Raw genomic sequence first — 11,926 nt, 5'->3', positions numbered from 1 at the left:
GGGAGGGTAGACAACTCAGTTAATGAAAACTAACCTATCACGAGTTAGTTGTCATTAACCGAAATGGGAGCTGCCTTGTCATCGCACCGCGACGAGCATCTGGCGCTGGTCGACCAGCTGCGCGCCAAGCTCGCCACCGCCGCCCTCGGCGGCCCCGAGCGGGCCCGTCAACGTCACGTCGACCGGGGCAAATTGCTGCCCCGCGACCGCGTCGACGGCCTGCTGGACCCGGGCAGCCCGTTCCTGGAGATCGCCGCGCTGGCGGCCGACGGGATGTACGACGACGAATGTCCGGGCGCCGGAATGATCGCCGGCATCGGCCGGGTCTCCGGCCGGGAATGCCTGATCGTCGCCAACGACGCCACCGTCAAGGGCGGCACGTACTACCCGGTCACGGTCAAGAAGCACCTGCGCGCGCAGGAGATCGCCCTACAGAACAAGCTGCCGTGCATCTACCTGGTCGACTCGGGCGGTGCGTTCCTGCCACGCCAGGACGAGGTGTTCCCAGACCGCGAGCACTTCGGTCGCATCTTCTACAACCAGGCCACCATGAGCGCACAGGGCATCGCGCAGATCGCCGCCGTGCTCGGCTCGTGCACCGCGGGCGGGGCGTATGTGCCCGCGATGAGCGACGAGGCCGTCATCGTGCGCAATCAGGGCACGATCTTCCTCGGCGGTCCGCCGCTGGTGAAGGCGGCCACCGGTGAGATCGTCACCGCCGAGGACCTCGGCGGCGGGGACCTGCACTCCAAGACCTCGGGCGTCACCGACCACCTGGCCCACGACGACCGTGACGCTCTGCGGATCGTGCGCAACATCGTCGCCACCCTGGGGCCGGCCGAAGCGCCGCCGTGGGCCGTGGCGCCCACCGTGGACGCCGTCGCCGACCAGACCGAGCTCTACGACGTGGTTCCGGTCGACGCCCGCGTGCCCTACGACGTGCACGAGGTGATCACGCGCATCGTCGACGGCGGCGAGTTCAACGAATTCAAGGCCGAGTACGGCACCACCCTGGTCACCGGGTTCGCCCGCATCCACGGCCACCCGGTCGGCATCGTCGCCAACAACGGTGTGCTGTTCGGCGAATCCGCGCTCAAGGGAGCGCATTTCATCGAGCTGTGCGACAAGCGCAAGACGCCGTTGTTGTTCCTGCAGAACATCTCCGGGTTCATGGTCGGCCGCGACTACGAGGCGTCGGGCATCGCCAAGCACGGTGCCAAGATGGTCACCGCGGTGGCCTGTGCCCGGGTGCCGAAGCTGACCGTGGTGATCGGCGGCTCCTACGGCGCGGGCAACTACTCGATGTGCGGGCGCGCCTATTCGCCCCGGTTCCTGTGGATGTGGCCCAACGCGCGCATCTCGGTGATGGGCGGCGAGCAGGCCGCTTCGGTTCTGGCCACCGTGCGCGGCGAGATGAGCGCCGAGGAGGAAGAACAGTTCAAGGCGCCGATCCGGGCCCAGTACGAGCACCAGGGCAATCCGTACTACTCGACCGCCCGGCTCTGGGATGACGGGGTGATCGACCCGGCGGACACCAGAACCGTGCTCGGACTTGCCCTTTCGGTTGTCGGCCAGGCTCCGCTGGAGCCGGTCTCCTACGGCGTATTCCGGATGTGATGATGACCTCAAGTTCATTGTTTGACACAGTCCTCGTCGCCAATCGCGGCGAAATCGCGGTGCGGGTCATCCGCACCCTGCGGACCATGGGCATCCGATCGGTGGCGGTCTTCAGCGACGCCGACGCGGCGGCGCGCCACGTCCTCGAGGCTGACGTGGCTGTCCATATCGGCCCTGCCGCGGCGCGGCAGAGTTACCTGAACATCGACGCCGTGGTCGCGGCTGCGCAGCGCACCGGTGCGCAGGCGGTACACCCCGGCTACGGATTCCTCTCCGAGAACGCCGAGTTCGCCGCCGCACTGCAGGCCGCGGGCATCGCTTTCATCGGACCGCCGGCTTCGGCGATCGCCACGATGGGGGACAAGATCGCGGCCAAGGCCGCGGTGTCGGCGTTCGGTGTCCCGGTCGTGCCGGGTATATCGCGTCCCGGCCTGACCGATGAGGATCTGATCGCGGGGGCGCCCGAGGTCGGCTTCCCTGTCCTGGTCAAGCCGTCGGCAGGTGGTGGCGGCAAGGGCATGCGGGTGGTCGAACAGGCTGCCGATCTTCCTGCCGCGTTGACCAGCGCCCGCCGCGAGGCCGCCGCCGCCTTCGGCGACGACACCCTGTTCCTCGAACGATTTGTGTTGCGGCCCCGGCACATCGAGGTGCAGGTGCTGGCCGACGGCCATGGCAACGTGATTCACCTCGGCGAGCGCGAATGCAGCTTGCAGCGCCGGCACCAGAAGGTCATCGAGGAGGCGCCGTCACCGCTGCTGGACCCGGCCACCCGGGCGCGCATCGGGCAGGCCGCCTGCGATACCGCGCGTAGTGTCGATTACACGGGTGCAGGCACCGTGGAATTCATCGTGTCCGCCGATGCACCCGACGAGTTCTTCTTCATGGAGATGAACACCCGGTTGCAGGTCGAACATCCGGTCACCGAGATGGTCACCGGAGTTGACCTGGTGGAGCAGCAGGTCCGGATCGCCGCAGGCGACAAGCTCGCGATCGGCCAGGACGACATCGTGATGACCGGCCATGCCGTAGAAGCGCGGGTCTACGCCGAGGACCCGGCCAACAGCTTCCTGCCCACCGGCGGCCCGGTGCTCGGGCTGCGGGAGCCCAGTGGGCCGGGCGTGCGGGTGGATTCCGGCCTGGCCGCGGGCACCGTGGTCGGCAGTGACTACGACCCGATGCTCTCGAAGGTCATCGCCCACGGCGCGGACCGGACCGCGGCGTTGCACAAGCTGGACCGGGCGCTGGCCGATACCGCGGTGCTGGGCCTGACCACCAACACAGAGTTCCTGCGCTTCCTGCTGGCGGATCCCGATGTGGCGGCGGGCCGGTTGGACACCGGCCTGCTGGACCGTCGCGCACCGGATTTCGCGCCGCAGGCCCTCGGCGATGCAGAGCTGATCGCGGCGGCGGCCTACCAGTGGATCAGCAACTGGGTGCAGGCCGGCGACGAGCTGTGGGCCCGGCCGACCGGCTGGCGGGTGGGGGAGCGTGCTCCGGCCGCATTCCGGCTGCGGGCCGCCGAGCGCACGGACCACGTGTACCTCACCGGTGTCCCGAGCCGGGCCACCGCGTCGGTCGAGAACGGCGAAACACACACTCTGAGTGCTGCTTTCGCCGGCGACCAGTTCACCGTCACCCTCGATGGCATGCGTACCGAGTATCTGGTCGCCACGCAGCTGAGCGGAGGCGTCGGTCAGCTCTGGCTTTCGGGCGGCGGACGCAGCTACGTCGTCGAGGAAGTACGTGAGGCGCCGGTGCGGCCCGATGACGAGCACAGCGGCGACGCCGAACTCGTCAGCCCCATGCCGGGGTCGGTTGTGGCCGTGGGTGTTACGAACGGCGCTGAGGTGACGGCCGGCACCACGGTGGTCACCGTGGAGGCGATGAAGATGGAACACGCCCTGACCGCACCGATCGACGGTGTGGCCGAACTACTCGTCGCCGTCGGCGACCAGGTCAAGGTGGGTCAGCCACTGGCCCGAATCACCGCTCACACACAGGAGAACGAGCAATGAGCGACTTTCTGTCGACCGGCACGCTGCCGGATCACTACGCGGAACTGGCCAAGACCGTCCGCGACTTCGCCCAGAGCGTGGTCGCCCCCGTGGCCGCCAAGCACGATGAGGAACATTCGTTCCCCTACGAGGTCGTGGACGGCATGGCCGACATGGGCCTGTTCGGTCTGCCGTTCCCCGAGGAGTACGGCGGCATGGGCGGCGATTACTTCGCACTGTGCCTGGCCCTGGAGGAACTCGGCAAGGTCGACCAGAGCGTGGCCATCACGCTGGAGGCCGGAGTCTCGCTGGGCGCCATGCCGGTCTACCGCTTCGGCAACGACGCGCAGAAGCAGGAGTGGCTGCCGCTACTGTCCAGTGGCAAGGCACTGGGTGCGTTCGGCCTGACCGAGGCGGGCGGTGGCAGCGACGCCGGCGCCACCAAGACCACCGCCAAGATGGACGACGGCCACTGGATTATCAACGGCTCCAAGCAGTTCATCACCAACTCCGGCACCGACATCACCAAGCTGGTCACCGTGACCGCGGTGACCGGGGAGCGTGAGGGCGGCAAGAAGGAGATCTCCTCGATCCTGGTGCCGGTGCCCATCGAGGGATTCACCGCCGAACCCGCCTACAACAAGGTGGGCTGGAATGCCTCGGACACTCACCCGCTGAGCTTCGACGACGTGCGGGTGCCGGCCGAGAACCTGCTCGGCGACCGTGGCCGCGGCTACGCCAACTTCCTGCGCATCCTGGATGAGGGCCGCATCGCCATCGCGGCGCTGTCGGTCGGTGTCGCGCAGGGCTGCGTGGATGAATGTGTGAAGTACGCCAAGGAACGTCAGGCTTTCGGCGCAGCCATCGGCACGTACCAGGCCATCGCCTTCAAGATCGCCCGGATGGAGGCCCGAGCCCACGCGGCCCGCGCGGCGTACTACGACGCGGCCGCGCTGATGCTGTCCGGCAAGCCGTTCAAGAAGGCCGCCTCGGTGGCCAAGCTGGTGTCCAGCGAGGCCGCGATGGACAACTCCCGCGACGCCACCCAGATCTTCGGCGGCTACGGATTCATGAACGAATACCCGGTGGCGCGGCATTACCGGGACAGCAAGATCCTCGAAATCGGCGAGGGGACAACCGAAGTGCAGCTGATGCTGATCGCGCGGGAGGCGGGCCTGTGAGCGAAGCCAAGAAAGTAATCGAGCAGCGCGGGCTGTGGTTCGAGGAGTTCGAGATCGGTGTGCGTTACCTGCACCGTCCCGGTCGCACGATCACCGAGGCCGACAACGTCCTGTTCACCACGCTCACCATGAACACCCAGGCACTGCACCTGGATGCCGCGTTCTCCGACGCCCTGCCGCCGTTCAACGCCCGGTTGGTCAACTCGATGTTCACGTTGTCGACGCTCGTCGGGCTGTCGGTGGCCCAGCTGACCCAGGGCACCATCGTCGGCAACCTCGGGTTCTCCGAGATCGCTTTCCCCAAGCCACTTTTCCACGGTGACACGCTCTACGCCGAAACCGAGATCACCGAGAAGCGGGCGTCCAAGAGCCGGCCGGGGGAGGGCATCGTGACGTTCGCGCACACGGGCCGCAACCAGCACGGTGACATCGTGGCGACGGCGTCGCGCAAGACCATGGTGCGCATGCGCCCGGAGGGAGATTCCTGATGACGGTCCAGGCACCGGGCCCGGGTTGGCTGTTCTGCCCGGCCGACCGTCCCGAGCGGTTCGAAAAGGCCGCGGCCGCAGCCGATGTGGTGATCCTCGACCTCGAGGACGGGTGCGCGGCCAAGGACCGACCGGCCGCGCGTCAGGCGTTGATCGACACCCCGCTGGATCCGGCGCGCACCGTGGTGCGGGTCAACCCGACCGGCACCGCCGACCACGAACTCGACCTGAAGGCGGTCGCGGCCACCGACTACACCACCGTGATGCTGGCCAAGACCGAGCATGCCGATCAGGTGCGTGCCCTGGCGCCGTTGGACGTCGTGGTGCTGATCGAGACACCGTTGGCCGCGCTGAACGTGGTGGAGCTGGTTCAGCCCGACAACGCCTTCGCGGTGATGTGGGGGGCGGAGGATCTGTTCGCGGTCACCGGTGGCACCGCCAACCGCTGGCCTGACGGCACGTACCGCGACGTCGCCCAGCACGTGCGGTCGCAGACTCTGCTGGCCGCCAAGGCCTACGGGAAGCTGGCACTGGATTCGGTGTACCTCGACATCAAGGATCTCGACGGCCTGCGGGCGGAGTCCGACGACGCCGTCGCCGTCGGATTCGACGCCAAGGTGGCGATCCACCCCACGCAGGTCGCCGTCATCCGGTCCGCCTATGCCCCGACCGATGAGCAGATCGCCTGGGCGCGAGCAGTGCTCGATCGGGTGGCAGGCGAACGTGGTGTCTTCCAGCACGACGGCCTGATGGTCGACGCTCCGGTTCTGCGGCGCGCCGAGCGGATCGTCGCGCTGGCGCCGCGGAGCTGATCACCGGCCGGTCCTTGTCCGACACGCCTCCAATCCGTTACCCGTGATGCGCGTGGCCGGATTCGATTCGGGCGCATAATGGCGATATGCCCCAGTGCTGCGACGGGCCGAGCGGATCGTCCAGCTAGCGCCACACCCAGGCATCTAGCCGGAGGCCTCTCACCAGGGGTTTTGCCCGTACCGCCGCTGCCCTGAGCACCTCATGGACTGGCGGCGCGACATGCCGCCACCCGAGAAGGAGGCGGTATGGCTGAGCGCTATCCGGCACTGAGTGTCGATCTGGATCCGGTGCGTCTGGTCGACGCAGAAGGGTCGCCCACCAGCGAAACGCGCTACAGCCGCGATCTGCCCCACGAGACACTGGCCTGGCTCTACGAATCGATGGTCGTGACTCGTGACCTGGACGTCGAATTCGTCAACCTGCAGCGCCAGGGTGAGCTGGCGCTGTATGCGTCCTGCCGCGGCCAAGAGGCAGCCCAGATCGGGGCGACCGCCTGCCTCCGCAAGACCGACTGGCTGTTTCCGCAGTACCGGGAGATCGGGGCGTTCCTGCTGCGCGGGATCACCCCGGGCCAGATGGGTGCGACCTGGCGGGGGCAATGGCACGGCGGTCGCGAGTTCACCAGCCGCTGCGTCGCCCCGATCGCGATTCCGATCGGCACCCACGGACTGCATGCGGTCGGCGCTGCGATGGCCGCGCAGCGTCTCGGCGAGGACTCGGTGACGGTCGCGTTCCTCGGCGACGGCGCCACCAGTGAGGGCGATGTGCACGAGGCGCTCAACCTGGCGTCGGTGTTCCGCGCGCCGTGCGTGTTCTTCGTGCAGAACAACCAGTGGGCGATCTCGGTGCCGGTGAGCAAGCAGCAGGCCGGGCCGTCGATCGCACACCGGGCCATCGGCTACGGCATGCCGGGTATCCGCGTCGACGGCAACGATGTGCTGGCCTGCTATGCGGTGATGGCCGAGGCCGCCGAACGCGCCCGTGCGGGCGCAGGCCCCACGCTCATCGAGGCCGTCACCTACCGGATGGGTCCGCACACCACCTCCGACGATCCGACCCGCTATCGGTCGGCCGACGAGGTCGACGAGTGGCTTGCCCGCGACCCGATCGCGCGGTACCGCACCTATCTGCAGAACGCCGGCGTGCTCGACGAACGACTCGAGCAGCGCGTGGCCACACGCTCACGGCGGCTGTGCGCAGAATTGCGCGACTCTCTCGTCGGGGCGGCGGACCCCGATCCTGCCGAACTGTTCGACACCGTATACGCCGAGATCACCCCGGATCTGGCACGCCAACGCGATGCGCTGTTGGCCGAACTGGCGAAGGAGGCGTAAGACTCATGACCCAGATCATCGATCGTCCTGCCGCTCAGGGTGATTCGCCGGAGCCATGGGAGCCGATGCTGGCTCCGGTCAGAATGCCCGCACCGCCGGCGTCGACGGCGCGGCCCGCCGAACTGACCATGGTGGCGGCCATCAACCAAGCGCTGCGCGACGCGATGGACGCCGACGACCGTGTGCTGGTGTTCGGCGAGGATGTCGCTACCCTCGGTGGGGTCTTCCGAGTCACCGAGGGACTGTCCGAGACCTTCGGCGCCGAAAGGTGTTTCGACACTCCGCTGGCCGAATCGGCGATCATCGGTGTGGCAGTCGGCCTGGCGATCCGCGGGTTCACCCCGGTACCGGAGATCCAGTTCGACGGGTTCAGCTATCCGGCCTTCGATCAGATCGCCAGTCATCTGGCCAAATACCGGATGCGCACCCACGGCGACATCAACCTGGGGGTGACGGTGCGGATTCCGTCGTTCGGCGGCATCGGTGCGGTTGAACACCATTCGGAGTCCACCGAGTCGTACTGGTTGCACACGGCGGGTCTCAAGGTGGTCGTACCGTCCACGCCGTCGGACGCGTACTGGCTGCTGCGGTATTCGATCAGCAGCGCCGACCCGGTGATCTTCCTGGAGCCCAAGCGACGTTACTGGGCACGCGAACTCGTCGATACCAGCGCGCCCGCTCCGCCCATCGGCCGGGCGATGGTGCGGCGCAACGGAACCGACGTCACCGTCATCACCTATGGCGGATTGGTGGCCACTGCGCTCAACGCCGCGGAGCTGGCCGCAGAGCAGGGCTGGAGCCTCGAGATTGTCGATCTGCGCTCACTGAACCCCCTCGACTTCGACACGGTTGCGGCGTCGGTGCAGCGAACCGGCCGAGCCGTCGTCATGCATGAGGGGCCCCGTACCCTCGGCTTCGGGGCCGAACTGGCTGCCCGGATCTCCGAGGAGTGCTTCTACGATCTTGAGGCACCGGTCTTGCGTGCCACCGGTTTTGACACGCCCTATCCGCCGGCCCGGCTGGAGAAGGTGTGGCTGCCCGGCGTCGACCGCCTGCTCGACTGCGTCGAGCGCACGATGGTGCAGCCGTGAACCGGGAGTTCCTGGTCCCCGATCTCGGTGAGGGGTTGCAGGACGCCACGATCACCAGCTGGTGCGTTGCGGTGGGCGACACCGTCGAGCTCAATCAGACGTTGTGCACGGTCGAGACCAACAAGGCCGAGGTGGAGATACCCAGCCCGTTCGCCGGGCAGGTGCTCGAGCTCGGCGGCAAGGCGGGGGATACCTTGACCGTTGGGTCACTGTTGGCCCGGATAGACACCGATGAGCTGGCCGAAGCACCAATCGGGTCCGTGAAAAATGGTGCGACACCCCGTAAGTCGGTGCTGGTCGGGTATGGCACCGACGACACCATGGATGTCAGTAGGCGGGCGCCGAGTTCGGAGAGCCCGCGGGCGCGGGCCAAACCTCCGGTGCGCAAACTGGCGGCGGACCTGCACGTCGACCTCCAGAAGGTGGCGCCGGGATCCGGGCCCGAGGGGATCGTCACGCGCGACGACGTCCTGGCCGCAGCGGGCAGTGCGGACATCATCGACGTCGGTGGCGTGCAGGCCGCGATGGCGCGGCGGATGTCGTTGTCACGTAAAGAGATACCCGATGCGCACGCCCGGGTGGACGTGGACTGTGCTGCGTTGTCACAGCTGCGGGACCGCATCAAGGTCACGGATGCCGAAGTCCCCGCCACACCGTTCGTGCTGACGCTACGGCTACTGGTTCTGGCGCTGAGGCGGCATCCGATGCTGAACTCCACCTGGCTCGAAACCGCCGAAGGGCCACAGATTCACCGGCATCCGGCCGTACACCTGGGTTTCGGGGTAGCCACGCCCCGCGGACTGCTGGTCCCGGTGATCCGGGACGCGCAATCGATGACGACGCGAGAGTTGGCCGCAGCGGTGGCCCGGCTGGTCGAGCAGGCGAGAGCCGGAACGCTCAGCCCGGCCGAGCTGAGCGGGTCGACGTTCACGGTGTCGAACTTCGGAGCACTCGGCCTGGACGACGGCGTGCCGGTGATCAACTATCCGGAGGCCGCGATTCTCGGGATGGGATCGATGAAACCGCGGCCGGTCGTGGTTGACGGGGCCGTGGTGGCTCACCCCACGATGTCGTTGACCTGTGCCTTCGACCATCGCGTCGTCGACGGTGCCCAGGCCGCCGCGTTCCTGCGTGACCTGCGTTCACTGATCGAGGCGCCCGAATTGGCGCTGATCGAACTGTAGCGGAGAGTCGAAGCGGCTATTTGCGCTTGGCCGCGGCCAAACGCTCTGCGAATTCCGGGGATTCGATGGAGCGCGCCTGCGGACCGAGTTCGATGTCGACGGCGGTCCCGTGCTGGTCGATGTCGACTGTCCCCGGGTTGGCGGTGGCCCGCATCGAGGCCTTGGTGGCGATCACGACGTCACGTGGGGCGCTTGCGGGTCCGGCGGCCAGCATACGTGCAGCGCCCACCGGATCCTCGGCGATCGACAGCGCCAACCCGTGGCGTACCGCGGACTCGGCGTCGAAGCGCATGCCGAACAACAGCGCCGCCCGGGCCACCTGCGGGCCGACGCCTCGCTGCAGCATCCAGGTGGCGCCGCCGCCGGGATGGATACCCAGCTTCTGGAACCGCGGATCGAACAGCGCGCTCGGGCCGGCGATCCGGACGTCGGCGGCCAGCGCCAGGTTGAGGCCTGCGCCGACGGCGGCGCCGTTGACCGCGGCGATGGTCGGGAGCGTGCAATTGGCGACCGCCAGGAAGCCGTCGTAGATCTTGCGCAGTCCGTCTTCGGTGGCCTCGCCCAGCGCGGTGAGGTCGGCACCGGCGCAGAACGCCTTGCCTGCACCGGTGACGATCACGGCGTGTACGTCGGGGTTGGCCTCGGCGGCCTCGACCGCGGCGCGCAGGGCCGCCGACATCTCGAAGGTCACCGCATTGCGGCGATCGGGGTCGTTGACGGTGATGACTGCGATGTGATCGTCGACGCTGACCAACACGGAATCCGGCACGAGGTCACCCTAGCCCTCCGTGCCGTCCGCGCGCTCAGGCGTGGGTGACCACAAAAGTTCATCGAAACGTCAGTCGCGGTGCCCAGCGGTCCGGCCTCCGCGAGCGGACAATGATCCGGTGACGGCCGACATCGCCGGTTTTTCTGGCGCCCCGGGAGCCGGGTCGGTGCAGCCGACGCGGCGTCGTCTGCTGTTGTTGGCTGCCGGGTCGGTGTTTCTGATCGACGTGGGTACCAAGACGCTTGCCGTGGGCATGCTCCAGCCCGGTCGCACCGTCCCATTGCTCGGCAACTGGCTGGTATGTGAACTCACCCGTAACTCTGGTGCGGCCTTGTCGATGGCCGCGGACCGTACCGTGATGCTGACCCTCGTCGTTCTGTCCGTGGCCGGGGCGATCGCCTGGATCGGTGCCCATGTGCGCTCGCCGTGGTGGGCTCTCGGCCTCGGGACGATCCTCGGCGGCGCCACGGGCAACCTCGTCGACCGGCTGTTCCGCGCTCCCGGCCCGCTGCGCGGGCATGTGGTCGATTTCCTGGCGGTCGGCCCGATGCCGGTGTTCAACGTGGCGGACATCGCCGTGTTGGCGGGCGTGGTCTGGTTGATTGCGTTGTCGCTGTCGGGTTTTCCGTTCAACGGCGCGGCTCGGACCTCAGGGCCGCATGCCGGAAGTTGATCAGGAGCGCTGGGTCGGTTCAGCCGAAAGCCCCCCGACCACTCCTTGGTACGAGACCACCGCGGCGATCGTCGTTGCCGGTGTGGGCGGCCTGGTGGCCATCGGTGTGCTGGTGTTCGCGATCCTGACGACGTCGCACCACTCAGTGCTGCCTACCCAACCCGAGCGGCTCACACCGGTGACGCCGACGAAGTCGATGCCGTCGCGGTCGGCGACAACCACCACCACCAGCACGCGGTCACCGGTGAGCACCAGCGAAGGCATCGGAACGCCAAGTGCGCCACCGCCGGAAGTCCCGGTGGAGACCACCGCGCCGCCGACCACGACGATGTCGAATCCCTACGCCACCACGTCGGCGCCCAATGGGGCAGCGTTCTGATGCAAGCCGACCCGATCGCTCGAACCGAAGGTCAACCGAAACCGATCCCGATTCCGCCCCAGACGCCGTCGTCGGGTTCGTTGGGGCACGACACATCCACGTAGACAGTGGTATTCGCCGGGTCGGTGCCGGGCGACCGATCGGGATTGTGAACGGCCGTCGCCCTGCAGCGTGTGAGCGGTTCGCTACTGACCCCGCTGACCCAATTGATCTGGACGTTGTAGCCCTTGGCGGTGAGATCGTTGATCGTGTCGGCCGCCGATCTGGTGCCCGCGGTCGGGTCTGCTCCGGCAGGCGGGGCCAGGAAGATCACCGCACACAGCACACCGAAGGATACGAGTGTCTTCGCGCGACTCGACTCCCGCGGCATGATGATCCTCCCAGCGGTCGGACCGGCTTTGCC

12 protein-coding genes are annotated in these 11,926 nt (G+C 67.7%); 10 read left to right on the top strand and 2 right to left on the bottom strand.

Features of this window, described 5'->3' with window-relative positions:
- Window positions 1-63: 63 nt before the first annotated feature.
- From EYZ64_RS21605 to EYZ64_RS21570, 8 genes are all read left to right on the top strand, one after another.
- Window positions 64-1,617: a carboxyl transferase domain-containing protein gene (locus EYZ64_RS21605; RefSeq protein WP_135456562.1), complete on the top strand. Its 1,554-nt coding sequence runs from the start codon at window positions 64-66 to the stop codon at window positions 1,615-1,617.
- A gap of 17 nt (window positions 1,618-1,634) precedes the next feature.
- Window positions 1,635-3,632, top strand: coding sequence for an acetyl/propionyl/methylcrotonyl-CoA carboxylase subunit alpha (locus tag EYZ64_RS21600; RefSeq protein ID WP_463741941.1), 1,998 nt, complete (start codon window positions 1,635-1,637; stop codon window positions 3,630-3,632).
- Window positions 3,629-4,792: an acyl-CoA dehydrogenase family protein gene (locus EYZ64_RS21595; protein ID WP_135456558.1), complete on the top strand. Its 1,164-nt coding sequence runs from the start codon at window positions 3,629-3,631 to the stop codon at window positions 4,790-4,792. Before EYZ64_RS21600 ends, EYZ64_RS21595 begins: the two co-directional genes overlap by 4 nt.
- On the top strand, window positions 4,789-5,280 hold the full coding sequence (locus tag EYZ64_RS21590; protein ID WP_135456556.1) for a MaoC family dehydratase: 492 nt from the start codon (window positions 4,789-4,791) through the stop codon (window positions 5,278-5,280). The genes EYZ64_RS21595 and EYZ64_RS21590 overlap by 4 nt, the downstream gene beginning before the upstream one ends.
- Window positions 5,280-6,092 carry an HpcH/HpaI aldolase/citrate lyase family protein gene (locus EYZ64_RS21585; RefSeq protein ID WP_135456554.1) on the top strand — a complete coding sequence of 271 codons (813 nt, stop codon included), beginning with the start codon at window positions 5,280-5,282 and terminating at the stop codon, window positions 6,090-6,092. Before EYZ64_RS21590 ends, EYZ64_RS21585 begins: the two co-directional genes overlap by 1 nt.
- A gap of 246 nt (window positions 6,093-6,338) precedes the next feature.
- Window positions 6,339-7,427, top strand: a complete 1,089-nt coding sequence (pdhA, locus tag EYZ64_RS21580; RefSeq protein WP_135456552.1) for a pyruvate dehydrogenase (acetyl-transferring) E1 component subunit alpha — start codon at window positions 6,339-6,341, stop codon at window positions 7,425-7,427.
- Between the two features lie 65 nt (window positions 7,428-7,492).
- The gene (locus EYZ64_RS21575) at window positions 7,493-8,518 is read left to right on the top strand and encodes an alpha-ketoacid dehydrogenase subunit beta (RefSeq protein WP_210115683.1); all 1,026 of its coding nucleotides are present in this window, start codon (window positions 7,493-7,495) and stop codon (window positions 8,516-8,518) included.
- Window positions 8,515-9,702 carry a dihydrolipoamide acetyltransferase family protein gene (locus tag EYZ64_RS21570; RefSeq protein WP_135456548.1) on the top strand — a complete coding sequence of 396 codons (1,188 nt, stop codon included), beginning with the start codon at window positions 8,515-8,517 and terminating at the stop codon, window positions 9,700-9,702. The genes EYZ64_RS21575 and EYZ64_RS21570 overlap by 4 nt, the downstream gene beginning before the upstream one ends.
- 16 nt (window positions 9,703-9,718) lie before the next feature.
- On the opposite strand, the gene EYZ64_RS21565 is transcribed toward EYZ64_RS21570, so the two are convergent.
- Complete coding sequence (locus tag EYZ64_RS21565; protein ID WP_135456546.1) at window positions 9,719-10,471, bottom strand: enoyl-CoA hydratase; 753 nt, start codon at window positions 10,469-10,471, stop codon at window positions 9,719-9,721.
- A gap of 118 nt (window positions 10,472-10,589) precedes the next feature.
- Here EYZ64_RS21565 and EYZ64_RS21560 point away from each other — a divergent pair, with 118 nt between their 5' ends.
- Window positions 10,590-11,144 carry a signal peptidase II gene (locus EYZ64_RS21560; protein ID WP_135456544.1) on the top strand — a complete coding sequence of 185 codons (555 nt, stop codon included), beginning with the start codon at window positions 10,590-10,592 and terminating at the stop codon, window positions 11,142-11,144.
- Window positions 11,131-11,523, top strand: a complete 393-nt coding sequence (locus EYZ64_RS21555) for a hypothetical protein (RefSeq protein ID WP_135456542.1) — start codon at window positions 11,131-11,133, stop codon at window positions 11,521-11,523. Before EYZ64_RS21560 ends, EYZ64_RS21555 begins: the two co-directional genes overlap by 14 nt.
- Before the next feature lie 31 nt (window positions 11,524-11,554).
- Here EYZ64_RS21555 and EYZ64_RS21550 read toward each other — a convergent pair whose 3' ends face one another.
- Window positions 11,555-11,893, bottom strand: a complete 339-nt coding sequence (locus EYZ64_RS21550) for a hypothetical protein (protein ID WP_135456540.1) — start codon at window positions 11,891-11,893, stop codon at window positions 11,555-11,557.
- Window positions 11,894-11,926 lie beyond the last annotated feature (33 nt).

It is taken from the genome of Mycobacterium sp. DL99 (assembly GCF_004762045.1).
Lineage (GTDB): Bacteria > Actinomycetota > Actinomycetes > Mycobacteriales > Mycobacteriaceae > Mycobacterium.
The sequence above is the reverse complement of the archived record's forward strand: the minus strand, read 5'-3'. Positions and strand labels throughout refer to the sequence as shown.